Origin of the sequence: Citricoccus sp. NR2 (genome assembly GCF_027594385.1) — a bacterium.
Taxonomy (GTDB): Bacteria; Actinomycetota; Actinomycetes; order Actinomycetales; family Micrococcaceae; genus CmP2.
This window is the reverse complement of record NZ_CP115154.1, coordinates 206,107-228,707: the sequence shown is the minus strand read 5'-3', so window position 1 is coordinate 228,707 and position 22,601 is coordinate 206,107. Positions and strand designations below refer to the sequence as shown.

The 22,601-nt window shown below is 65.5% G+C and carries 22 protein-coding genes and 1 other RNA gene; 3 read left to right on the top strand and 20 right to left on the bottom strand.

Features of this window, described 5'->3' with window-relative positions; genetic code table 11:
• Positions 1-132 precede the first annotated feature (132 nt).
• The 6 genes from O1A05_RS01075 to O1A05_RS01050 form a co-directional block, all read right to left on the bottom strand.
• Complete coding sequence (locus tag O1A05_RS01075; RefSeq protein WP_270106262.1) at positions 133-624, bottom strand: hypothetical protein; 492 nt, start codon at positions 622-624, stop codon at positions 133-135.
• A 62-nt stretch (positions 625-686) separates the two neighbouring features.
• Entirely contained in the window at positions 687-3,005 is a 2,319-nt protein-coding gene (purL, locus tag O1A05_RS01070) for a phosphoribosylformylglycinamidine synthase subunit PurL (RefSeq protein WP_270106261.1), read from the bottom strand.
• A complete protein-coding gene (purQ, locus tag O1A05_RS01065; protein WP_270106260.1) occupies positions 3,002-3,817 on the bottom strand; it encodes a phosphoribosylformylglycinamidine synthase subunit PurQ in 816 nt (271 codons plus the stop codon). Before purQ ends, purL begins: the two co-directional genes overlap by 4 nt.
• Positions 3,817-4,083 carry a phosphoribosylformylglycinamidine synthase subunit PurS gene (gene purS, locus O1A05_RS01060; protein WP_270106259.1) on the bottom strand — a complete coding sequence of 89 codons (267 nt, stop codon included), beginning with the start codon at positions 4,081-4,083 and terminating at the stop codon, positions 3,817-3,819. Before purS ends, purQ begins: the two co-directional genes overlap by 1 nt.
• 213 nt (positions 4,084-4,296) lie before the next feature.
• Entirely contained in the window at positions 4,297-4,506 is a 210-nt protein-coding gene (locus O1A05_RS01055; RefSeq protein ID WP_270106258.1) for a helix-turn-helix transcriptional regulator, read from the bottom strand.
• Positions 4,506-4,979: a hypothetical protein gene (locus O1A05_RS01050; RefSeq protein WP_270106257.1), complete on the bottom strand. Its 474-nt coding sequence runs from the start codon at positions 4,977-4,979 to the stop codon at positions 4,506-4,508. Before O1A05_RS01050 ends, O1A05_RS01055 begins: the two co-directional genes overlap by 1 nt.
• Positions 4,980-5,171: 192 nt before the next feature.
• Here O1A05_RS01050 and O1A05_RS01045 point away from each other — a divergent pair, with 192 nt between their 5' ends.
• Complete coding sequence (locus O1A05_RS01045) at positions 5,172-5,591, top strand: VOC family protein (RefSeq protein WP_270106256.1); 420 nt, start codon at positions 5,172-5,174, stop codon at positions 5,589-5,591.
• A gap of 20 nt (positions 5,592-5,611) precedes the next feature.
• Here O1A05_RS01045 and O1A05_RS01040 read toward each other — a convergent pair whose 3' ends face one another.
• Entirely contained in the window at positions 5,612-6,526 is a 915-nt protein-coding gene (locus tag O1A05_RS01040) for a VOC family protein (RefSeq protein WP_270106255.1), read from the bottom strand.
• 122 nt (positions 6,527-6,648) lie between these two features.
• Between O1A05_RS01040 and O1A05_RS01035 the strand changes: the two genes are divergently transcribed.
• Complete coding sequence (locus O1A05_RS01035; protein WP_270106254.1) at positions 6,649-8,037, top strand: Nramp family divalent metal transporter; 1,389 nt, start codon at positions 6,649-6,651, stop codon at positions 8,035-8,037.
• Between the two features lie 89 nt (positions 8,038-8,126).
• Here the strand turns inward: O1A05_RS01035 and O1A05_RS01030 are convergent, their stop codons facing one another.
• The 10 genes from O1A05_RS01030 to O1A05_RS00985 form a co-directional block, all read right to left on the bottom strand.
• Complete coding sequence (locus O1A05_RS01030) at positions 8,127-9,281, bottom strand: ABC transporter permease (protein WP_270106253.1); 1,155 nt, start codon at positions 9,279-9,281, stop codon at positions 8,127-8,129.
• Complete coding sequence (locus tag O1A05_RS01025) at positions 9,278-10,159, bottom strand: ABC transporter ATP-binding protein (RefSeq protein WP_270106252.1); 882 nt, start codon at positions 10,157-10,159, stop codon at positions 9,278-9,280. The genes O1A05_RS01030 and O1A05_RS01025 overlap by 4 nt, the downstream gene beginning before the upstream one ends.
• A 75-nt stretch (positions 10,160-10,234) precedes the next feature.
• Positions 10,235-10,948 (bottom strand): response regulator, encoded by a 714-nt coding sequence (locus O1A05_RS01020; RefSeq protein ID WP_270106251.1) that lies wholly within the window; start codon positions 10,946-10,948, stop codon positions 10,235-10,237.
• Positions 10,945-12,249: a sensor histidine kinase gene (locus O1A05_RS01015; protein WP_270106250.1), complete on the bottom strand. Its 1,305-nt coding sequence runs from the start codon at positions 12,247-12,249 to the stop codon at positions 10,945-10,947. Before O1A05_RS01015 ends, O1A05_RS01020 begins: the two co-directional genes overlap by 4 nt.
• A 42-nt stretch (positions 12,250-12,291) precedes the next feature.
• Entirely contained in the window at positions 12,292-12,834 is a 543-nt protein-coding gene (locus O1A05_RS01010; RefSeq protein ID WP_333481992.1) for a GNAT family N-acetyltransferase, read from the bottom strand.
• Complete coding sequence (locus O1A05_RS01005) at positions 12,827-13,774, bottom strand: 3-methyladenine DNA glycosylase (RefSeq protein ID WP_270106249.1); 948 nt, start codon at positions 13,772-13,774, stop codon at positions 12,827-12,829. Before O1A05_RS01005 ends, O1A05_RS01010 begins: the two co-directional genes overlap by 8 nt.
• 143 nt (positions 13,775-13,917) lie before the next feature.
• Entirely contained in the window at positions 13,918-14,043 is a 126-nt protein-coding gene (locus O1A05_RS01000) for a hypothetical protein (RefSeq protein WP_270106248.1), read from the bottom strand.
• A 423-nt stretch (positions 14,044-14,466) separates the two neighbouring features.
• Positions 14,467-15,753: an aspartate kinase gene (locus tag O1A05_RS00995; RefSeq protein ID WP_270106247.1), complete on the bottom strand. Its 1,287-nt coding sequence runs from the start codon at positions 15,751-15,753 to the stop codon at positions 14,467-14,469.
• Between the two features lie 122 nt (positions 15,754-15,875).
• On the bottom strand, positions 15,876-16,469 hold the full coding sequence (recR, locus tag O1A05_RS00990) for a recombination mediator RecR (protein ID WP_270106246.1): 594 nt from the start codon (positions 16,467-16,469) through the stop codon (positions 15,876-15,878).
• A 20-nt stretch (positions 16,470-16,489) separates the two neighbouring features.
• Positions 16,490-19,624: a DNA polymerase III subunit gamma and tau gene (locus tag O1A05_RS00985; RefSeq protein WP_270106245.1), complete on the bottom strand. Its 3,135-nt coding sequence runs from the start codon at positions 19,622-19,624 to the stop codon at positions 16,490-16,492.
• Between the two features lie 216 nt (positions 19,625-19,840).
• Here O1A05_RS00985 and O1A05_RS00980 point away from each other — a divergent pair, with 216 nt between their 5' ends.
• Positions 19,841-20,470: a malonic semialdehyde reductase gene (locus O1A05_RS00980; protein WP_270106244.1), complete on the top strand. Its 630-nt coding sequence runs from the start codon at positions 19,841-19,843 to the stop codon at positions 20,468-20,470.
• 17 nt (positions 20,471-20,487) lie between these two features.
• Here O1A05_RS00980 and gluQRS read toward each other — a convergent pair whose 3' ends face one another.
• The 3 genes from gluQRS to O1A05_RS00965 all read right to left on the bottom strand — a co-directional run bounded on the left by gluQRS (position 20,488) and on the right by O1A05_RS00965 (position 22,597).
• Entirely contained in the window at positions 20,488-21,441 is a 954-nt protein-coding gene (gene gluQRS, locus O1A05_RS00975; protein WP_270106243.1) for a tRNA glutamyl-Q(34) synthetase GluQRS, read from the bottom strand.
• Positions 21,442-21,482: 41 nt separating this feature from the next.
• An RNA gene (gene ffs / locus O1A05_RS00970) (signal recognition particle sRNA small type) lies at positions 21,483-21,579 on the bottom strand.
• 7 nt (positions 21,580-21,586) lie between these two features.
• Complete coding sequence (locus O1A05_RS00965; RefSeq protein WP_270106242.1) at positions 21,587-22,597, bottom strand: sugar phosphate isomerase/epimerase family protein; 1,011 nt, start codon at positions 22,595-22,597, stop codon at positions 21,587-21,589.
• Positions 22,598-22,601: the final 4 nt, after the last annotated feature.

Genomic DNA, 22,601 nt, shown 5'->3' with positions numbered 1-22,601 from the left:
TGGCCCTTCTTCATGGATCGAGAGTGTGTGTTCTTCGACAGTAAGTTGAAGCTCAGTGGCGTCGCAATGGAAAGTGGCCAGGTCTAGACTTTCGTCTAAATTTTTATCGAGAGGATGCCCTGCTCCACGTGGCTAGAGAGGACCACCAGACGTCATCGCCACCATCAGTACGCCAGCGGCGAGGGTGACGGACACTCCCGTGATCACCAGCACCGTGGCGGCACAGCGTTGCAAGAGCACATGCAGGGGGAGCCGGGCCCGGCGCTGGTGTACAGGCGCCGTCGTCTGCAGCACGTTGAATGAGGCATCGAGGTCCGCATCGGGCCCTATCCAGCGCACGTGAATCACGGATCGGGAGCGCTGCCCGGTGGCCAAGGACGAGGTGGAGTTTCCCGGCTGTGGTGCGTGCGGGTGCCGGTCGCAGGCAGGCCAGAAGCAGGAAGAGGATGGAGCGGGGGAATGCAGGATGGCGATCCTCTCGAGGAGGCAGGCTGCAACAAGCAACCTGCGACGTGTCAGGGGCGGATCGGCTCCGGGTGCGCTCCAGCCGACAGGGTAGAACCTACGGAAGGAACCCTCCGACTTCAAGAGGTGCGGGGAGATGGTGACGTAGCTCATCGCCACGGCGGGCGTCTCCGGTGTGGAGACGCCCGCCGTGACTGGTGTGGTGATGAGATGGGGTTGGATCAGCCCTGGTCAGCCAGGCCGAAGCGCTGTGGCAGGGTGTTGGCCCAGCGCTCGCGGAGTTCGGCGATCGGCAGGGTGAACTGGTCCTGAATCTCCAGTGCGTCGGACTCGACGTCGACGACGCCCAGGCGCAGCACCGGGAAGTTCCGCGCAGTGGTCATGTCCTTGAATCGGACCTCCTCGCTGCGCGGCACCGAGACCAGGGCGCGGGCCTGAGACTCAGAGAACAGGGCGGTGAAGGCGTCAACGCCGTCGCGCTCGGCGAGCTCGGCCAGGTTGACCCGGGCACCGACACCGAAGCGCAGCACCATCTCGGCCAGTGCCGCACCCAGGCCGCCCTCGGAGAGGTCGTGGGCGGCGTCGATCATGCCGTCACGCGACATGTTGATCAGCAGCTCGCCAAGCAGGCGCTCCTGGGCCAGGTCCACCTGCGGAGGCACCCCGCCGAGGTGGCCGCGCAGGTTGGCGAACTCGGAGCCGTCGAGCTCGTCGCGGGTCACGCCCAGCAGGTACACGGCCTGGCCGTCGGCGTCGCGCTGGAACCCCGAGGGGGTGCGGCGGGCGACGTCGTCGAACTGACCCAGGGTGGCGACCACCGGGGTGGGGTGTATGGCGGTGGCACCGGTCTGGTTGTACAGGGACACGTTGCCGCCGGTCACCGGGATGCTCAGCTCGAGGCAGGCATCGGAGAGCCCGCGCACGGCCTCGGCGAACTGCCACATCACGTCCGGATCCTCCGGCGAGCCGAAGTTCAGGCAGTCGGAGACGGCCTTCGGCACCGCGCCGGCGGTAGCGAGGTTGCGGTAGGACTCCGCCAGCGCCTGCTGCGCGCCCACGTAGGGGTTAAGGTAGGAGTAGCGGTTGTTGCAGTCCGTGGAGACGGCGATGCCCATGCCGGTTTCCTCGTCAACGCGGATCACGCCGGCGTCGTCGGGAGCCGCCAGGGCGGTGTTGCCGCGCACGTAGGAGTCGTACTGGGAGGTGACCCAGGACTTGTCGGCGAGGTTCGGCTGGCTCATCAGCTCCAGCAGGGACTCGCGCAGCTCGCTGCCGGTGCTGGGCAGCGACTGGGCCGCCTCGGAGGAGCGGAACGTGTCGGCTTCCAGGGCGTCCTGGGTGGCAGGACGGGCGTAGGGGCGCTCGTACACGGGGCCGTCGTGGGCCACGGTGCGGGGGTCGACGTCGACGATGGTCTCACCGTTCCAATCGATGATCAGCCGACCGGTGTCGGTGACCTCACCCAGCCAGGAGAACTCGACGTTCCACTTGGCCATCACGGCTTCGAACGCCTCGACGTTCTCGGGGGTGACCACGGCCATCATGCGCTCCTGGGACTCCGACATCAGGATCTCGCCCGGGGTCAGGGTGGGGTCGCGCAGCAGCACATCGGTGAGCTCGACGTGCATGCCGCCCTCGCCGTTGGAGGCCAGCTCGGAGGTGGCGCAGGAGATGCCGGCGGCACCGAGGTCCTGGATGCCCTCCACCAGGGAGCCCTTGAACAGCTCGAGGCAGCACTCGATGAGCACCTTCTCGGAGAAGGGGTCGCCCACCTGCACGGCGGGACGCTTGGAGGGCTTGGTGTCGTCGAAGGACTCCGAGGCCAGCACGGAGGCGCCGCCGATGCCGTCGCCGCCGGTGCGTGCGCCGAAGAGCACCACCTTGTTGCCGACACCCGAGGCGTTGGCCAGGCGCAGGTCCTCGTGGCGCAGCACGCCCACGGCCAGGGCGTTGACCAGCGGGTTGCCCTGGTAAGTGGAGTCGAACACCATCTCGCCGCCGATGTTCGGCAGGCCCAGCGAGTTGCCGTAGCCGCCGATGCCAGCCACCGCGCCGTGCATGACGCGGGCGGTGTCGGGGTGGTCGATGTCGCCAAAGCGCAGCGGGTCCATCACCGCGACGGGGCGGGCGCCCATGGAGATGATGTCACGCACGATGCCGCCGATGCCGGTGGCCGCACCCTGGTAGGGCTCCACGTAGGACGGCGAGTTGTGCGACTCGATCTTGAAGGTCACGGCCCAGCCGTCGCCGAGGTCGGTCACGCCGGCGTTCTCGCCGATGCCGACCATCAGGTCCTTCTTCATCTCCTCGGTGAGCTTGTCGCCGAACTGGCGCAGGTGCACCTTGGAAGACTTGTAGGAGCAGTGCTCCGACCACATCACCGAGTACATGGCCAACTCGGCGGCGGTGGGACGACGGTCGAGGATCCGCTTGATCTCCTCGAACTCGTTCTCCTTCAGGCCCAGCTCGGCCCAGGGCAGCTCGGTCTCAGGGGTCGAGGCTGCGTTGACGACGGTGTCGATGTTGAACTCGGTGGTCACAGGGCTCCTCCGGAAGTCTGGGCGACGGCGGACAGCACCGAGGTAAACACGGTCAGCCCGTCGGTGCCGGTGCGCAGGCCGGCAGCAGAATCGGGGCCGAAACCGGCTTCCACGGCGTGCTCGGGGTGGGGCATGAGGCCGACGATGTTGCCGGCGCCGTTGGTGATGCCGGCGATGTCATTGCGGGAGCCGTTCGGGTTCCAGCCGATGTAGCGGAACACGACGCGGCCTTCGCCTTCTAGCTCATCCAGGGTGTTCGTGTCGGCCACGTACTGGCCATCCTGGTTCTTCAGCACGACGGTGATCTCCTGGTCCTGGGCGAAGCCGGAGGTCCAGGCGGTGTTGATGTTTTCCACGCGCAGCGGCTGATCGCGGGCGATGAAGCGCAGGTGGTCGTTTTTGATCATCGAGCCGGGCAGCAGGTGCGACTCGGTGAGGATCTGGAAGCCGTTGCAAATGCCCAGCACGGGCAGTGCGACCTTGGAACCGTCACCGGTGTCGCCACCGGCGGCATTGATAATCGCTTCCATAATGGGGGCGAAGCGGGCGATTGCTCCGGCGCGCAGGTAGTCGCCGTAGGAGAATCCGCCGGGAATGACGACGGCGTCCACGCCGGCCAGGCTGCGTGCGGCGTCAGTGTCGGCGTGCCACAGGGACACAGGCTCGCCACCGGCCAAGCGCACCGCTCGCGCGGCGTCGCCGTCGTCGAGGGTTCCGGGGAAGGTGACGATGCCGATTTTCGCACCCGACAGCGGTGTTTCAGCCGCAGAGTAGTCGCCGATCAGGGGCAGCTCGTTCGCTGTGGTGGACATCAGGCCTCTCCAGCATCGTCGGAGAGCACCGCTACGTTCACCACGTCTTCGATCACCGGGTTGGAGAGCATCTCCTCGGCGACGGTGCGGGCTTCGGCGAGAACCTGCTCGGTGACCTCACCGGACACGGTGAGCTCGAAGCGCTTGCCCTGGCGAACGGACTCAAACGAGGTGAATCCGAGGCGGGGGAGGTTGGCGGCGATGGCCTTGCCCTGAGGGTCCAGGATCTCTGGCTTGGGCATGACATCAACGACGATGGTGGGCATTCGATGCTCCTGTACACGGTGGTGCTGACGTGATCTGCGCGCGGTGTGCCATCGGTGCCGTCTCACGCTCAGCGAACCCGTTCCAAGATCTGTTCTGGTGTGGTCAGAGCCGAGAATGAGGTGAGCTGCCGAGTGCTCCGCGTGCTTGCGCCACCAGTCTAGCCCGCTTTGGAAGGCGCTGTGACTGCGCGTCACTGTCGGTCGCGATGCCGGTCACTGGTCTTCCGTTTCTTCGTCCGGGAAGAAGAGGTCCTCGATGCGGCAATCGAAGGTCTCGGCCAACCGAAAGGCCAGCGGCAGCGATGGGTCGAAGCGCCCCTTTTCCAGGGAAATCACGGTCTGGCGCGAGACGCCGAGCCGATCCGCCAGGGCCTGCTGCGACCAGCCGGTGCGGGCACGGAACTCGCGGATGTCATTGCGCATCAGGATTCCTTGGCGCGGATGACAAGGTAGCTGCCCGCCGCGGACAGCATCATCAGAGCGCAGACACTGAGTAGCAGCACATCCGAAGGCACGCTCCAGTGCGCCACGGCGATCACTCCGGAGCCGAGGCCCACGACGGCGAAACAAATACCAAAAGCTGCCGCCAGGGATCGTTGCAGCCACAAGCCTTCGACGGACTCCTCCGGGCGAGGGGTCGCTCCGCGCAGGGTGGAGCGGTCGACCAAGGCCACCCACCATCCGACGCTGGCCGGTCCGAGGGTGGCCAGGGTAACCACCGTGAAGAGAAGCAGCGGTGAGCGCGTGCCAGCGGGATCCAGCCAAACAGCGACGACGGCTATGAGCATTGAGGTGACGAGGCCGGCGAGCAGGCTGGTGAGGATCAGTGTTGCCGGGCCGCCGCCGAAGCGGCTGAGCCCGAAGAGATGCCTCGTGGAGGTGTCGGTGTGAGACATGATCTCGTCTCGCTTTCTCTTGGGGAACCGTGGTCACCTCAGCATGACTGTAAAACATGCTTGACGTCAAGTGTCATTTACTTTCGATCTGCCGTGGTCGACGGGCGCTTGAGATTTAGATGTGGCGTCCGTCATCATAGGTGGACTCGTGGGTATTGCCCAAGGTGTCCGCACAACGGAGAGGCCGCTGTCATGAAATTGCGTTGGTACAGCATCGTCATTGACTGCCACGACGTCGCCGCGCAAGCGCGTTGGTGGGCCGACGTTCTGGACTGGCGGTTGATCTTCGAGGCAGGCGACGAGGCGGTCATCATCCCGAAAGACATGCCAGCGGACCTAGATATGGAAGAACCTGTCCCAGTGCACCGCTGGCATCACGTGCCGCCGGGACTAGTATTCGTGCCGGTGCCGGAGGGCAAGACCGTGAAGAATCGGCTGCACATCGACCTGGCGCCGCACCTGCAAGATGATCGAGACGCGCAGATTCAGCGGCTCATCGATGCTGGCGCGCGGCGGGTTGACGTCGGTCAAGATGCGTCCGAGGTGACGTGGACGGTGCTGGCCGACCCGGAGGGCAATGAGTTCTGCGTGCTCTCGTCACGTGACCGGTAGCGATCGTGCTGGAGCGTGGCTTAGAAGTCGTCGATGATCAGCTTCTTCATGCCCAGCATTTTTTCAAAGGCGTTGGGGCGCTCCATCAGCTCGCCCATGTTTTTCGGGTTGATCTGCCAGGAGACGCCGAACCGGTCCTTGCACCACCCGCACGCTTCGGCCTCGGGATGAGCCGACAGTTCCGCCCAAAGGTGGTCGATCTCGGCCTGGTCTTCGCATTCAACGAGGAGCGAGACGCCCTCGGTGAAGGTGAAATCCTGATCAACGCCGGAGTCGGATGCTACGAACCACTGGCCGTCCAGGGTGAAGTCGCTGAACATCAGCGACCGGGCGGTGGCTGGGCCCGTGTCTTCGCCGTAGGGCACCTGGATGCCGACTTCTGAGTTCGGGAAAAGAGCAGTCCAGAAGTCAACGGCATCTTTAGCTCGGTTCTGGTTCTCGCCTCCGAAGAGGAGCGCCGGCATGATGAACGGACGGGGCTCGCCCTCCTGGTCGGAGAGAATGAGCTGCCAGGAGACCCCGTAGCGGTCCTCGACCCAGCCATAGTGGGCGCTGAACGGGTACTCCTGCAATGGCATTAATGCTGTTCCGCCGTCGATGAGACCGGCCCAGATCTGATCCAGGTCGGCGCGTGCGGCGTCCACGTCGCCGTCGTAATCCAGCGGGTCGAAATTGACCATGAAAGACAGCGCCGGATTCGGGCGGAATTCGTCGCCCGCATTCACTGCCATAAAACGGTGCCCGCGCAGGGTGAAATCGTGATTGAGTAACTCTCCTGCCAGGGGCTCCTGAAAATCAAGCAGGCCCTCGGTGGGGTAATGGGTGGTGGTCAGGATGGTGGAATCGGCCCCGAAGAGGTCAATGTAGAGGTGGACTGCTTCGTCGGCGTTGCCGTTGAACCAGAGGTGCGGCGTGATCTTCCCCACATTATTCATGCCCACATTCTTGCATTTACAGGCCTTCAGAGGAATGGTCAAGGCAAAACATTCCCGCCAAAGTGGCGCGGGTGTGATGGGGGCCCTACTGTGAAGTGCGTCATTCAACTCAGGAGGTTTCCATGTCTGGTTCTTCGGGCGCTGCAGACGCGGGTGCGTCTCGGTCATCGAAGGGTGTGCCTGCTGCTGGCACGCACATTCACAACCCCAGCATCGTTGGCTTTACCGATGCTGAAATCAACGAAGCCGCCGTCAAGCCCAAATGGAATTCGCTGGGCCCGGGCATCGTCGCCGCGGCCACGGGTGTTGGTGCCGCCGACCTTGTCGCCACGCTGACCGCCGGTTCCCGCTATGGCTACATGCTGCTGTGGGCTGTCGTCGTTGGCGTCATCATGAAGATCGTGCTGGTCGAAGGTGTGGGACGCTACTACCTCTCCACCGGTAAGACCATCTTCCAGGGCTGGCGCACACTGGGCTCCTGGACCAGCTGGTACTTCGGTCCGTACATCCTGATCTGGGGCTTCGTTTACGGCGCCACCGCGATGAGCTCGACGGCGCTGCCGCTGGCCGCCATGTTCCCAGCGGTGGACGCCAAGATCTTCGCGATCGCCGCCGGACTCATCGGGCTGGGCCTGGTCTGGCTGAACAAGTATCACCTCATCGAGAAGCTGATGACGGTGCTCATCGGCGTCATGTTCGTCACCGTACTGCTGTCTGCCGCACTGACGCTGCCGAACCTTGGCGATCTGGTGACGGGCTTCATTCCGCGCATTCCTACCGAAGATGGCGCGATGTTCTACGTGCTGGCCCTGGCTGGTGGCGTGGGCGGCACTATCACCCTGGGTGCCTACGGCTACTGGCTGCGTGAAAAGGGCTGGAATCAGCCCAAGTGGATGAAGGTGATGCGTTTCGACAACGCCACCAGCTACGTGCTGACCGGCATTTTCGTCATCGCCACCATGATCATGGGCGTGGAACTGCTCCACTCGGCTGGCATTGCGATCTCCGCCGGTGACCGCGGCCTGCTCGACGTCTCCACCGTGTTGGCGGATCGCTATGGCGAGGTCTGGTCCACCGTCTTCCTCATCGGCTTCTTCGCCGCATCATTCTCCTCGCTACTGGGCGTGTGGCACGGCGTGTCCCTGATGTTCGGTGACTTCTGGGCCAACTTCCGCCGTCCCGCCGACGAGCTGGATCAGGACGACGCCCCGTCGCTGAAGTCCAAGCAGTCCCGGTTCTTCCTGCTGTGGCTGACTATCCCGCCGATGGCGCTGCTGTTCCTGGATCGGCCGATCTTCCTGATCCTGCTCTACGGCACGCTGGGCGCGCTGTTCATGCCGTTCCTGGCGGTCACGCTGCTGTTCTTGAACAACCAGAAGAAGTTCGTGCCGAAGCAGTTCCGCAACGGCTGGATCCGCAACATTCTGCTCGCACTCACCGCAGCGATCTTCGTGGCCCTGGGCCTCAACGAACTGATCAACGCGCTGTCGCCGCTCTGGTCCGGGGCATAGCTGGGGCCTCACCCAAGAACGCACCAACGCATCGGGCTCGAACGGAAGAATCCGTTCGAGCCCGATGCGTCTGCGGTGGAACGCCGAGATTACTTCTTCAGCGCCTGCGACCATTTCACGGCGGCACCCATCTTGAGCACGGAGCGCTCGTAGATCAGCGACGCCAGCATGATGGCCAGCACCGCAGTCACCGCAACGATGCCCACCGCCACGATGTTCTCCCACATGGCCGAGCTATCGAGGTAGACGCGCATCGGCACCGCCACCGGGGCGGAGAACGGAATGTAGCTCATCACGGCCAGCACGGTCTCGTTGTTCGAGAAGGCGATGATCAGGAAATAGGGCAACATGATCAGCATCATGATGGGGCTCGACGCAGCCGACAGATCTTCCTGACGGGAGACCAGCGAGGCGGCAGCGCCGTAGAGGGCGGCCAACGAGATGAATGCCAGCGTGAACAGCACCACGAACCAGATGATGGGTGCGGTCAAACCCTCGAGGTTGAGCTGCTGGCCGTTGAGCATCAGCCCAATGATGGCTGCTGCAGCGTAGAGGGTCACCTGAGCAAAGGCCAACACGGAGCAGGCCAGAACCTTGCCGGAGAGGATGGCGCGTGCTGGCACGGTGGCCAGCAGGATCTCCACGATGCGGGACTGCTTCTCCTCGACCACCGACTGGGCGATGGTCATGCCGAAGGTGATGGCCGGGAAGAAGAAGACCAGGCCGAAACCGATGCCGATGAAGTACACGATCATCGGATTCGGGGCGTCCGGATCCAGGATTTCGACCTCGGGGGAGACGGAGAGCATGTTCATGACGCCGCTGGGTGCCTCGCGGTCGGCGATGACCTGTAGCCCGGTGGGGTTGGCTTCATCCGGGACGACGGCGTAGTCGACCTCGCCGTCGGCCACTGCTTCACGCGCTTCGTCCACGCCGGAGAAGGAGACCGTCTCGAAGTCCTCCCCGAGGGCGGTGATGGTGGATTCCGACTCGGCGGTGACGGCGACCTGATCGGTGGAGGAGAACATGTCGCCCAGGCGCGGACCGAGCACGGAGCCCAGCAGGATCACGGCCAGCATGATCAGGGTCGGGGTGACGAACCCCTTGGACTTCAATCGGCTGGTGATCTCGCGCTTGGCAATCACCAGGACCGCGGTCCAGAACGGGGTGCGTCCGCGCACGGGTGCCGAACCGGTACCGTGCGGGGTGGTGGAACGGGGCGTCGACGTCTGCAGGGTGCTCATCGGATCGTCTCCTTGAAGATGTCATGAAGGGTGTGGTTCACGGTGCCGAAATACTCGACCGTGCCGCGTTGCTGCGCCTGGGCGAGCACCTGGTTGGCGTGCTCGAGAGAATCGGCGGAGAAGCGGGCCCAGCCGCCATCGAATTCCAAGACGTCGACGCCGGTTTCGCGGATCCAGCCGGCATCAGCTGCAGACCGGATTTCCCATTCCGGTGTGGCGGAAGCCCGCAGAATTTCCTCGCGGGTTCCGGCGGCGCGCACCTCACCGGCGGCGACGATGACGAGTTCATCGCAGAGCCGCTCGACCAGGTCCAGTTGGTGGGAGGAGAAGAGCACGGGGGCACCCGCATCGGCGGTGTCACGCAGCACCTCCACGGTGGTTTCCACCGCGAGCGGGTCCAGCCCGGAAAAGGGCTCATCCAGCACCAGCGCCACCGGGTCGTGGATGAGGGCTGCCGCGATCTGGGCGCGCTGCTGGTTGCCCAGAGAGAGCTCCTCGAGCTTGTCGTTGGCGCGCAGGTCCAGGTTCAGCCGCTCCAGCAGGGCGGCACCGCGGCGCTTCGCCTCGGCGGCCGGCATGCCGTGCAACTGCGCGAGGTATACCAGCTGCTCCAGGACCTTCATCTTGGGGTAGAGTCCGCGCTCCTCGGGCATGTAGCCGATGGCTGCCCGGTAGTCGGCGGTGATGGGTGCTCCGTTGACCTCGATGGACCCGGAATCGGGGGTGAGCACACCGAGGATGGTGCGCATGGTGGTGGTTTTGCCGGCGCCGTTGCCGCCGACGAATCCCGTCATCAGGCCCGGCTTGATGTCGAAGGTGATGTTCTTCAGGACGTGATGGTCTCCGAAGCTCTTGTGGATCGACCGTAGTGAAATCATGATTTCAGCCTAGGCAGGCCCGGACGATCTGACTTCCACCCTGCGGGGGAGACGGGTGGCGGATATTCTCGCCGATCAGCTCCCGTTGACGACGCCGTGCTCGTAGGCCCAGATCACCGCGTGGAGGCGGTCTTTGACCCCGAGTTTCATCAGGATGTTGGACACGTGGGTCTTCACGGTGGCTGGGGCGACGAAGAGTTCCTCGGCGATCTCGGAGTTGGATTTGCCTTGCGCCACCAGCACCAGGGTGTCGCGCTCGCGCTCCGTGAAGCGAGAGAGATCCGGGGCGGAGTCTGCTGTTGCCGCCGACGCGCCCGGCGTCGGCCGTGAGAAGGAGTCCGCAGCGCCGTCGTCGCGACCCAAGAACCGGGAGAGCACTCGCCCGGTCACTTCAGGAGCGAGAAGCGAGTCTCCGGCGGCGAGCTTCTGCACCGCACTGATCAGCTCCTCGGGGCCCGCGGTTTTGAGCATGAACCCGCTAGCCCCGGCTTCCAGGGTCTGGAACAGAAACTCGTCGTGATCAAAGGTAGTCAGGATCAGGATGGCGGCGCGCGTGTCTTCGGCCGTGAGCCGCCGGGTGGTCTCGATGCCGTCGAGCACCGGCATCTGCACGTCGAGGCAGATCACGTCCGGGTCGAGTCGCTCCACGGCTTCGAGCGCTTCCAGCCCGTTGGAGGCTTCACCGACCACTTCGATGCCGGGCTCGGTGTCGAGAATGGTGGCGAACCCGGTGCGGATCAGCGGCTGGTCATCCACGAGCAGTACCCTGATGTTCTCGGTGTCGGTCACGCGCTCTCCTGTGCCTTGTAGGGAACCCGGGCGCGGACCAGCCAGCCGCCGCGGGATTTCGGTCCGATATGGATGGTGGCGCCGATGGCGTTGATCCGTTCGCGCATGCCCTGCAGCCCGGTGCCGGTGCCGGGGCGCTGCAGCGGCTGAGCGCGCCCGTCGTCCGAAACCTCCAGCTCCACCGCATCGGTGCCGTAACGCAGACGCAAGTGCACGCTCGCCGTGGCGCCGGCGTGTTTGCGGGCGTTGCTCAGTGCTTCCTGGGCGACCCGGTACAGGGTCAGTTCCACGGCCGGTCCCACCGGCACGGCCTCGCCCACTTGGTCATAGGTGACCGTCTGGGTGGTGTCGTCGGCGCGCTCCGTGAGCTCCGCCAGATCTTCGAGCCCGGGCAGCGGTCCCGCGCTGCCGGCGCTGTCACGGAGGGTGTACACCAGGGTGCGCAGGTCGCCGATGGCTTCCTGGGAGGCGTCCTCCACGTGGGTGAGCTGGCTCGCGGCCGCCTCCGAGCGCGGAGGATCGGTGCTGAGCAGCCGCCGGGCGGCGGCAGCATGGACGCCCATGACGGTGACGTGATGGGCGACGACGTCGTGCAGCTCCCGGGCGATGCGCAGCCGCTCGAACTCCACGGCCTGCTCCGCGATCACCGACTGGGCCGACTGCAGCTCCGCGTGGGCCCGCTCCAGCTCGAGCCGGTCCATGGCGGAATCCCACGCCCGGTCGCCGAAGATCCAGGCGGCACCGAAGAACACCAGGTTGATCAGCCACTGCACGAGGATCCCGGACACCAGCGGACCCGACACCGGGGCCTCTCCGGTGAGTGACTCCAGCGTGGCCCAGGCCAACCACACGGCCATCAGGATGATGATGACCAGGCGCATCCAGAACGCGATCCGACGGCGGTGTTCCCAGGCCCCCAGCGCGTAGATCGAGAGGAAGAGCACCACCTGTGCGCTGTTCGCCTCGAACCCGAGAAACGCTCCCGCGCAGAAGTAGATGGTGCAGGTCAGCGGGGCGATCACCAGCGGGTAGCGTCGGTAAAAAATCAGGGGCAGGGCGAGCAGCCCGGCACCGATCATCACATCGATGCTCGTCCATTCCAGCTCCACATAGAACGGCGAGTAAATACTCAAGAACCCGGTGAGAATGCCGAACGCGGCGACGACGAGGGCCACCGTCACATCGGTGCGCAGCCAGTTCTCCGGCAGCGGTCGGATGTTTTCGCTGGCGGCTGCGGCGTCGTCGGCGTCACCCGTATCTGCGCGCTGCGTCTCCGGTGCCTCGGTCACGGGCTGGGGCATCGTGGATCCTTCGCGGTGGTGGGCTGCTGAGTTCATCCTAGGTCAGTCGTGCTCGCGGTCCACCGCGAAGCCCAGGTGCGGCATCTCCACCCCGCGATAGTGCTTCACGAACCGGGTGCGCACCGTCATGCCCAGCCGGATGGCCACATTCATCGACGCCAGATTGGTGTCGCGCACGTGCGCCCACACCGTTTCGACGCCCAGCTGGTTGAACGCGAAGTCCCGGCAGGCCCGTGCGGCCTCGGTGGCGTAGCCGTGATGCCAATGGTCGCGGTGGAAGAGGTAGCCCACCTCGTCCACGGTGGTCTCGGCCTGGGGCTGCCGGGTGATCCCGCACTGGCCGATCATCTCCCCGATGTCCTTGAGCTCCACGGCCCAGAGCGCGTATCCGTCGTCACGGTAACGTTGCAGCATGCGCGTCAACCAGGATTCCACCATGTCCTCGCTGAAGGCGCCCTCATAATGGGTCATCGTGGCCGGGTCCTGGAGAATGCTCCGGAGCGCGGGCAGGTCCTGGCGGGTCATCTCGCGCAGCTCGAGCCGGTCCGTACTCAGAATGCGCCGACCGCGCTCAGTCTCAGCCACCGGAGACTCCATAGGCTTCCACGGTGGCGATCATCCGGTCGCGCAGCATCTGGCTGCGGTCGGAGAACGCCCGCTGTGCCCGCACATACTCCGCCTTGCCCTCGGGCGTCTCGATGCGGATCGGCTCGAATCCCCAGTCGGCCAGATCATAAGGCGACGCTTGCATGTCCATCACGCGGATCTCCCAGGCCAGCTCGAAACAGTCGGCCAAGAGATCGGAATCCATCAGCGGCAGCAATTTGCCACACCATTTATAGAGATCCATGTTGGCGTGCAAGCAGCCGGGCTGTTCCATCTCCACCATCGATGCCCGGGTGGGATGAAGTTGGTTGAACTCGCGGGCCTCGGGTGCGTAGAACCGGAAGGCATCGAAATGCGAGCAGGAGATCTGGTGGTCCTCCACCACCGCGTCGGTCCCGGAGGCGCCCAACCGCAGCGGCACGGTGGAATGTCGGATTCCGTGCACCTCGGACCGGTACGCCATGGCCCACTCGTGGAGCCCGAAGCAACTCAGCCGGGCGGTGCGCTCGCGGGTCGCTGGCAGCAACCGCAGAGCAAAATCGATCATCGAGGCCCGCTCTTCGCGGAACCGCATCACGTCCACGGTCCAGCCACCGTGGGGCAGGCCCGCTGCGGCGTCGGGCTCCACTCGGCGGTAGAACTTCCACTGGGAGTGCGGTGCCTGTTCCTCCTGGGATCGATTGGCGACGACGACGCCGGGTCCCGGGTGCCAGCGTTTCAGTGCGGCGGGGGAGAGCGAGTAGTAGGAGAACAGGAAGTCGTACACCGGATGTTTCATGCCGTCGTCGTGCAGGGCGACCAGCGGATCCGTGAACGCACCGATGCGCTCCGCATGGGCTTCCGCGCGCGGTTGCCACTGCGCGGCCGAGAGCACGGTGGAATGCTCGGCGTGCAACGCGGTGACATCGGTGGGGGCCATGGTCTCCATGGTAGTGAGGTACCGGGGCCATCGCGAAGACAGCGACATTCCAGCGTTGCACCGTGCAAAAGGGCCTTGCTAGGGTCAGCCGTTGTTTGTCCTTGACCTTTAATCGCTCACTGACCTAGGACGTCATGACCTCATTACCCGTCGTCGTGACCATCGCCGCCGATGGACTGCTTGAAGCTATTGTTGCCTTCGACGACCTGGGTCGGGCCGGTGATGCTTTTGGACGCCAGCAGTGCCGACCAGGAGCCCTCCTTGGACACGTGCTGGGTAGGCGAGGCCCTGCCAGTGGCTTAGATCCCCGGTGCGGGTCACGCGCAGCGCGTTGTTCGCGGTGCCGGCCATGGCGATGGCCTGTTCGCTGCCGCCCACATCCCCGAGCAGTTCTCGGATCGCGACGATGGGTTCTGCATCCAGTGCGCCGAATCGGCCTGGGTGACGAATGCTGCCACGTCATGTACTTCTGTCATGAAACCTCCAGAGCTCAAGGGGCCACAGACTCAGCGGGATGAGCTGAATTGAAGGTCTTTAGAAACAGTTAATATCGGAATGAGTTACGGGGGTATTTTCCATGGTGTAGATCACTTACTGAGGCGAGGTGGAGGTCTTAACACAGTCGTCCCCCGGTCTCGGGAACCCGTGGTGGGTGGCCGAGACCGGGGGACGATCGGTGGTGCGGTGCGGTTTTAGCGCCCGGTGCCGCCGTAGACGGTGGCTTCGACGTCGGTGTCGAGACCGAATGCCGTGTGGACGGCGCGCACGGCGTCGTCGAGCATGGACTCGCGGGTGACGACGGAGATGCGGATTTCGGAGGTGGAGATCAGCTCGGAATTCACGCCGGCATCGCGCAGGGCGCCGAAGAATTTGGCGGAGATGCCCGGGTTGGAACGCATGCCCGCGCCCACTAGCGAAATCTTGCCGATTTCCTTGTCCAGCTCCAGGTCCTGGAAGCCGATTTCTTCCTGGTGTGCGCGCAGCGCTTCCAGGGCGGCGGGGCCTTCGCTCAGCGGCACGGTGAAGGTGATATCGGTGACGCCGGACTCCAGGCGGGAGACGTTTTGGACGATCATGTCGATGTTGGCGTTGGAATCGGCGATGACATTAAAGATCGCGGCGGCCTTGCCCGGGATGTCGGGGACTCCGGCGACGGTGACCTTGGCTTCGGAGCGGTCGTGGGCGACTCCGGCGACGATGGGCTGTTCCATGGGCTGGCCTTCCTCGAGATGAATCGTGTCGTTCGGGTCGGGGATGACCCAGGTGCCTTCGTGGTGGGAGAAAGAGGAGCGCACATGGATCGGCACTCCGAAGCGGCGCGCGTATTCGACGCAGCGCAGGTGGAGGATTTTGGAGCCGGAGGCCGCCATTTCCAGCATTTCTTCCGAGCTGATCTCGTCGATCTTGCGGGCGGAGGAGACCACGCGCGGGTCGGCGGAGTAGACGCCGTCGACGTCCGTGTAGATTTCGCAGACGTCAGCTTTCAGGGCGGCGGCCAGGGCGACGGCGGTGGTGTCGGAGCCGCCGCGGCCCATGGTGGTGATGTCTTTGGACTCTGGGCTCATGCCCTGGAAGCCGGCGACGATGGCGATGTGGCCGCGGTCCAATGCGGATTTCACGCGGTTGGGCGAGACGTCGATGATACGGGCCTGGCCATGCAAGGAGTCGGTGAACATGCCGGCCTGGGAACCGGTGAAGGACTGGGCGGAGGCTCCGGCGGCGTCAATGGCCATAGCGAGCAGCGACATGGACATGCGCTCACCGGCGGAGAGGAGGATATCCATCTCACGCGCGGGGGCCTGATCGGTAATTTCGGCGGCCAAGTCGAGCAACTCGTCGGTGGTGTCACCCATGGCGGAGACCACGGCGACCACCTGGTTGCCGGCTTGCTGTGTTTCGACGATGCGTGCGGCGACCCGCTTGATGCCAGCGGCGTCGGCGACGGAGGAACCGCCGTATTTCTGGACGATCAGGCTCATGCCCGGTTTCACCTCGTGGTTGACAGTACGGACGGGTTCCAGTGTACGGTGCGCCTTTGCACAGGCTAGTTAGAGGTCGTTATATGCCGGTGTTTTTGCTCTGCGCGAAAGGAGTTGGTGCGTTAGAGGGCGCGGCGGCCTTCGAAGGCGCGGCCGAGGGTGACTTCGTCGGCGTATTCGAGGTCGCCTCCGACGGGCAGCCCGGAGGCCAGCCGGGTGACGGTGATGCCGGTGGTGGTCAGCATGCGAGAAAGGTAGGTGGCGGTGGCTTCGCCTTCGAGATTGGGGTCGGTGGCGATGATGACTTCGGTGATGGTGGCGTCTTGGAGTCGAGTGAGCAGTTCGCGGATGTGGAGCTGGTCGGGGCCGATGCCGCCGATGGGGTTGATGGCGCCGCCGAGCACGTGGTAGCGACCGCGGTAGGTGCGGGTGCGCTCGATGGCCATGACGTCTTGGGATTCTTCCACGACGCAGAGCAGGGCCTGATCGCGCTTTTCATCGCGGCAGATGCTGCAGGTCTCGTGCTCGGAGACGTTGAAGCAAATGGTGCACAGCGTGACCTTTTCCTTGACGGTGCGGATGGCGTCGGCTAGCCGCAGCATGTCTTCGGATTCGGATTCGAGGATGTGGAAGGCGATGCGCTGGGCCGATTTGGGGCCGATGCCGGGGAGGCGGCCGAGCTCGTCGATGAGGTCTTGAACTGAGCCGTCGTACACCGTGGGCTGCTGCCTTTCGTCTAGATCTTGGGGGAGCCGTCGGGGTTGCGCTCGTCAATGAGTCGCGCGTTGAGGAGGCGCTCGACGACGGCGCGCCCCGCGAGGCCGGATGACTCGATGGTCTCGTCCTCGTCACTGGGAATCTCCTCATCCCAGTGTACGGCGGTGGAGGCTTCGGGCCGGGGCGCGCCACCGTTCGGCGCGGTGGGTGCACCGGGGCTGGAGCCATTCTGTGCCGACGCGGTGTTGCCGGTGCGGTACTGCTCCATCATCTGCTGGAAGCGGCTGGCCTTGCGCTGATGCGGGGTATCCGTGTTCGGGGCTGCTTCGGCAGCGGCGGAGGTGGTGTTGGGGGCGGGTTCCGGTGCAGGGCGCGAGGTGGGCGCCGGGCGGGGCACCACCGGGGAGTGTGGTGCCGGTGCTGCCGGCCCGGTGGCCGCGTCAGCCGCATCGGTGGCCGGGGCGTGGTCCTGCGGTCCTTCGGCCGGAGCCGGCGCGGGCTGAGCCGGGGCGGGGGCCGACGCCACGCGGGACTCGGGGCGGGCCGGAGTGCTGCTGCCGTTGTTGTTGCCGTTCACGGCTGAGGCCGCGGAGGAGGGGATGGTGGACCCGAAGCGTTGCGAGAATTCGGCACGCAGCTCGGCCTCGGATTTGGCGAATACCGGGATGGACGCTTCCGAAGGATCGCTGCGCGGTATGAACCCGGCGAAGCCGTCCTCAGCGACGGGCTCGGGTTCCGGCGAAGGGGTCTCGGCAGGGGTAGGCGATTCCGCCGGGGGCGTGGGATCCGTGGCGCGGGCAGGCTCCGCCGGTGCCGCGTCGGGTGCGCTGGGACCTTGTGGGGCTGAGGCGCGTTGCTGTTCGGCGGCGGTGGATGCGGCGAACTCCTCGGTCTGGGTGAAGTCCGGAATGCCGGGGAACTCGTCGTCCTCGGGCAGCCAGCTCTCATCCTCCGGTGGTTCGAAGGGGTAGGGCTCCTCATCCGGGCGCGGCCCACGCTGGGGCTGGGGCTGGGGTTGCTGTTGCGGCACGTGCTGCTGCGGCGCCGGTGCGGGCTCAGATTGCGGTGCGGGTTCCGGAGCAGACGTGGGCCGAGGTGCCGGAGTGGGCTCGGGCCGAGGCTCCGGCGTCGGCTCGGGTTTCGGCTCCGGCTTGGACTCAGGCTGGGGCGTGGGCGTGGGCTCCGCGGCAGGGCGCGATGTGGTAGCGGGGGTGGCCGGTGCCGCCGCAGGACGGCTAGCGGCTTTTGGGCCCGAACCACCTGCCGGGGCAGACCCTCCGGTGATCAGGTCGAGCTGGGGTCGGATTCCGAGCACTTGGTTCAGTGCCTCGGCGATGATCTGCTCGCCGCCACGGGCGATCACGGTCTTGCGCGGACCATCGTTAGAGAAGCTCAGGGTGAGCAGTTGGCCGTCGAATCCGGCGACGGAGGCGTTGTCCTTGATGGTCATCCAGATCAGCCGGGAGTTCTGCTCCAGGTAACTGATCACCTCGGGCCAGGCACGGCGCACCATGTCCAACTGCGAAGAACCCTGCTGGGAGGAGCCCTGCGGGGCCTCCTGCGTGGGCTCAGCCTGGGGTGCGGGCTGCTGCTGCGGTTCCGGCTGGGCCTGTGGTTCCGATGGAGACTGCGGCTGGGCCGGACGTTGTGGTTCCGGCGTCGGTGCCGGTCGTTCGCGTTGCTGGGGAGCCGGCTGTTCCTGCGGCGACGGCTGTTCGCGTTGCTGAGGAGCCGGGGCGGCCGGCTGCGAAGGCTGCTGGGGTTGCGTCTGCTGCGCTGGCGGCTGCTGAACCGGCTGTGGCTGCGATTGCTGAGGTTGTTGCTGCTGAGCCGGTTCCGGCTGTGCTGGTTCGGGTGTGGGGGCCGGGGCAGCGTCGCGACGCACGGCGGCACGAGCGAGTGCGGCACCGGAGAGTCCTTGCTGGTCGGCTGCCGAGGCGGATGCCGGTGCTTGTCCGGTTGACGCGGCGGGAGCGCTGGTGGGTGCGCCTCCGTAGTCGAGTCGTCGCTCGATACGGTCGAGCCGTGCGGCCAGGCCGCGTTCGGTCTCGTCGGTCGACGGCAACATCAGGCGCGCCATCAGTAGTTCTAGGTGCAGTCGCGGGCTGGTGGCCCCGCTCATCTCGGTGAGGGCGAGTGCGGTGATGTCGGCGGCGCGCGAAATTTCGGCACGCCCCAAGGGGGAGGCCTGGGTGTGGAGTCGGCGCAACTGATCTTCCGGAATGCCGTGCAGTACGGCCTGGGCAGAATCCGGCATCGCCTTGGCAATGATCAGATCGCGGAAGCGTTCCAGCAGGTCCTCAACGAAGCGACGCGGATCCTGTCCGGATTGGACCACACGGTCGACCACGCGGAACACGGTCTCCGAATCGGTGGCAGTGACGGCGTCGACGACGTCGTCGAGCAGGGACTCGGGGGTGAAGCCGAGCAGGTTCACGGCCAGGTCATAGGACACGCCCTGGTTGCCAGCGCCGGCCATCAGCTGGTCCAGTACCGAGAGGGTGTCACGCACGGAGCCACCACCAGCACGGACCACGAGTGAGAGCACGCCCGGCGCCACCTCGACGTTCTCCTGGGCGCAGAGCTGCTCCAGGTAGTTCATCAGCGGCTCGGGCGGCACCAGTCGGAACGGGTAGTGGTGGGTGCGGGAACGGATGGTGCCGATGACCTTGTCGGGCTCCGTCGTCGCGAAGATGAATTTGATGTGCTCCGGCGGTTCCTCCACGATCTTCAGCAGGGCGTTGAAGCCGGCCGAAGTGACCATGTGGGCTTCATCGATGATGAAGATCTTGTAGCGGTCGCGTGCCGGGGCGAAGGTGGCGCGCTCACGCAGATCACGGGCATCATCCACGCCACCGTGCGAGGCCGCGTCGATCTCGATGACGTCGAGGGAGCCGGAACCGCCGGTGGCCAGCTCCACACACGACTCGCAGGTGCCGCAGGGGTGCGGAGTGGGGCCCTGCGCGCAGTTGAGGCAGCGCGCGAGAATGCGGGCGGAGGTGGTCTTCCCACAGCCGCGCGGCCCGGAGAAGAGATAGGCGTGGTTCACGCGGTTCTTCTGCAGCGCCGTCATCAGGGGCTCCGTGACGTGCTCCTGGCCGATGACAGTCTCGAAGGCGTCAGGGCGGTAGCGGCGGTACAGTGCGGTGGTCACCTACAGAACCCTACCGGGTTCCGGGTCTCGGTGCATTGTCGATTCGGCGGCACTGAGGCGGAGATGCGGCGGCACTGCGGTGGTTCCGCGACTGTGATCTTGATCCAATCGCGGCGGGATCGGTGCGGGCTTGGGAATCTTCTGTAGCGCGTTCTCGTTGGCACACGAAGAACGCCCCGAGTGGGGCACCATTTTTGGATCGAGGAGTAGCTCAGCATGACCCAGCAGACCGTGGACCACGCATCGGCAGCGTTGGACGAGCAGGAACTCAACCTGCTCTTCGGCGAGGCCTACACCACCTACGCGTTCAGCGATGAGCCGGTGGACGCCGAGCTCGTGGCCCGAGTGTATGAGGATGCGCGCTGGGCGCCGACGGCGATGAACATCCAGCCGCTGCGCCTGACCGTGGTTCCCGCCGGCGATGCCCGTGAAGCCCTGGTGGAGCAGATGGCCGAGGGCAATAAAGAAAAGACCGCCGCTGCCCCGATGACCGTGGTGGCTGCGTTCGACCCGAACTGGCACGTGCACATGCCGCACTTGGCTCCGCACCGCGAGGGCCTGCGCGAAGACTTCGAGGGCAAGCCCGAAGCACGCGAGGCCATGGGCCGCACCAACGCGCTGTTGCAGATCGGCTACTTCGTGCTGGCGCTGCGTGCCCACGGCCTGCAGGTGGGTCCGATGGCCGGCTTCAACGCCGCCGGTGTCGACGAGGCGTTCCACACCGAGAACGGCTGGAAGACCCTGCTGGCCCTGAACATCGGCCAGGCACCGAACGCAGAGGACGAAAATGCCCAGCGCCCGCGCGCCGGTCGCCTGGCCTTCGACCAGGCCGCCCAGGTGGTCTAAGGAACCTCAAATAGAGGTCACAGTCCCCGGAAGATCCAGGGATCGCGGGGCAGAGCGCTGGGGTCGAAGGCTTCGAGTGCGGCCTCCAGTGAGTCACCGGGCAGGCCGAGAGACTCCAGCAACCTAGCCCGCACGGCGTGGGCGCGCTCGGTGTCGATGGCGTCGTCGTCGATCACGCCAAGATCCTCCAGGGTCACCGAGCCATCGCGTTTGGCCAGTCGCTGTCCCTCTTCGTTGAGCACCAGCGGCACGTGCGCGTACTCGGTGGCCGGTCCCGGCAGCCCCGACAGCCGTGACCACAGCTGGGCCAGCCAGTCCTGGCGGGGCGTGGACGTGAGCAGGTCATCACCGCGGACCACCTGGTGAACGCCCTGATGGAGGTCATCGACGACGACGGCGAGGTTGTAGGCGTAGGTGCCATCGTTGCGACGCACCACAAAGTCGTCCACCGTGGCACTGACCGGCCCATGCAACAGATCGGTCACTTCATGGACGGGGCCGGTTCCGGCGGCGGGTCCGGCCGCCCGGGCGGCGTTGATACGTAGTGCGGCGGGACGCTCGGTGCGACGCTGGGAGCGTTCGGCTTCGGTGAGATTCCGGCAGGTGCCCGGGTAAGCCCCGGGTGGCAGGCTCGGATCGGGGTGCGGTGCGGAAGCAGCCTCGGCGATGTCTTTGCGCGAGCAGTAGCACTCATAGATCAGACCGTGCTCGTCGAGCAGGGCGAGGGCTTGGTCGTAGAGCCCGGTGCGATCTGATTGGCGCACGGGAGGGGCATCCCAGGACAGCCCCATGGCTTGAAGTTCAATCAGTTGCTGGGCTTCGGCGCCGGATCGCACCCGGTCCAGGTCTTCGATGCGTAAGAGCACCTCGCGATCCGTGCTGCGGGCGAAGAGCCAGGCGAGTAGGGCGGTGCGCAGGTTGCCCAGATGCAGCTGGCCGGTGGGGCTCGGTGCGTAGCGTCCAGCGCTCATGTCAGCTCCCAAGGCCGTGGCTGATCGGGGGAGGGGGATAACGAAAGAGCCCCTCACGCACCTGCCAGAGCTCACTTACCCTTGCTGCATTCCTGCCCTGGGGGAGTTCAGTAAGATGACACCACGTGAGGGGCCGCGAATCAGTCTAGCAGTCGCGCTGGGAGAATGCCGCATCGAACCGGGCGTCTGCGGACTCGACGGCGCTGGCGCGTACAAACTCCAGGGCGGCCGGTGCTCCGAGGAGCCGATCCATGCCAGCGTCCTCCCACTCCACGGAGAGCGGACCCTGATAGCCGATGGCGTTGAGCATGCGGAAGGCGTCGTCCCAAGGCACGTCTCCTCGGCCGGTGGTGATGAAATCCCAGCCGCGGCGCGGATCCGCCCAGGGCAAGTGCGAGGCGAGCCGGCCGTTTCGCCCATTGTTCATCCGCACCTTCGTGTCTTTGCAGTGCACGTGGTAGATGCGGTCGCGGAAGTCCCAGAGGAAGCTCACCGGGTCGAGGCCCTGCCACACCATATGCGAGGGGTCCCAGTTCAGCCCGAACGCCTCGCGGTGGCCGATCGCCTCCAGGGTGCGCTGGGTGGTCCAGAAGTCATAGGCGATTTCGGAGGGGTGGGGTTCCAGGGCGAAGCGCACTCCCTCCTGGTCAAAGACGTCCATGATGGGGTTCCAGCGGTCGGCGAAGTCTTGGTATCCGGCGTCGATGAGCGCGTCGCTGACCGGCGGGAACATGGCCACGTATTTCCAGATGGCGGAGCCGGTGAACCCGGTGACGGTGGACACCCCGAGCCGGGCAGCGGCACGGGCCGTGATTTTGAGTTCTTCGGCGGCGCGCTGGCGGACGCCCTCGGCCGCGCCGTCACCCCAAATGTGGTCTGGCAGGATGTCTCGGTGCCGGGCATCGATCGGGTCATCGCACACTGCCTGACCCTTCAGATGGTTGGAGATGGCGTGGACGCGCAACCCGTTGCGCTCCAGAATCTCGAGCCGGTTGCGCACATAGTCGTCATCCTCGGCCGCACGCCAGGGATCGAGATGGTCGCCCCAGCAGGCAATCTCCAGGCCGTCATAGCCCCACTGCCCGGCCAGGCGTGCGACCTCCTCGAAGGGTAAATCAGCCCATTGACCGGTAAACAACGTGACGGGACGTGCCATAGAT

What these genes read in the sequence shown, in the direction of transcription:
- purS (WP_270106259.1), bottom strand. Translation starts at nt 4,083, where the DNA reads ATGCCCACCATCGTCGTTGATGTCATGCCCAAGCCAGAGATCCTGGAC.
- O1A05_RS01030 (WP_270106253.1), bottom strand. Translation starts at nt 9,281, where the DNA reads ATGAGCACCCTGCAGACGTCGACGCCCCGTTCCACCACCCCGCACGGT.
- purQ (WP_270106260.1), bottom strand. Translation starts at nt 3,817, where the DNA reads ATGTCCACCACAGCGAACGAGCTGCCCCTGATCGGCGACTACTCTGCG.
- O1A05_RS01035 (WP_270106254.1), top strand. Translation starts at nt 6,649, where the DNA reads ATGTCTGGTTCTTCGGGCGCTGCAGACGCGGGTGCGTCTCGGTCATCG.
- O1A05_RS01045 (WP_270106256.1), top strand. Translation starts at nt 5,172, where the DNA reads ATGAAATTGCGTTGGTACAGCATCGTCATTGACTGCCACGACGTCGCC.
- gluQRS (WP_270106243.1), bottom strand. Translation starts at nt 21,441, where the DNA reads ATGAGCGCTGGACGCTACGCACCGAGCCCCACCGGCCAGCTGCATCTG.
- O1A05_RS01005 (WP_270106249.1), bottom strand. Translation starts at nt 13,774, where the DNA reads ATGGCCCCCACCGATGTCACCGCGTTGCACGCCGAGCATTCCACCGTG.
- O1A05_RS01015 (WP_270106250.1), bottom strand. Translation starts at nt 12,249, where the DNA reads ATGCCCCAGCCCGTGACCGAGGCACCGGAGACGCAGCGCGCAGATACG.
- O1A05_RS00995 (WP_270106247.1), bottom strand. Translation starts at nt 15,753, where the DNA reads ATGAGCCTGATCGTCCAGAAATACGGCGGTTCCTCCGTCGCCGACGCC.
- O1A05_RS01055 (WP_270106258.1), bottom strand. Translation starts at nt 4,506, where the DNA reads ATGCGCAATGACATCCGCGAGTTCCGTGCCCGCACCGGCTGGTCGCAG.
- O1A05_RS00965 (WP_270106242.1), bottom strand. Translation starts at nt 22,597, where the DNA reads ATGGCACGTCCCGTCACGTTGTTTACCGGTCAATGGGCTGATTTACCC.
- O1A05_RS01025 (WP_270106252.1), bottom strand. Translation starts at nt 10,159, where the DNA reads ATGATTTCACTACGGTCGATCCACAAGAGCTTCGGAGACCATCACGTC.
- O1A05_RS00980 (WP_270106244.1), top strand. Translation starts at nt 19,841, where the DNA reads ATGACCCAGCAGACCGTGGACCACGCATCGGCAGCGTTGGACGAGCAG.
- O1A05_RS01050 (WP_270106257.1), bottom strand. Translation starts at nt 4,979, where the DNA reads ATGTCTCACACCGACACCTCCACGAGGCATCTCTTCGGGCTCAGCCGC.
- O1A05_RS01040 (WP_270106255.1), bottom strand. Translation starts at nt 6,526, where the DNA reads ATGAATAATGTGGGGAAGATCACGCCGCACCTCTGGTTCAACGGCAAC.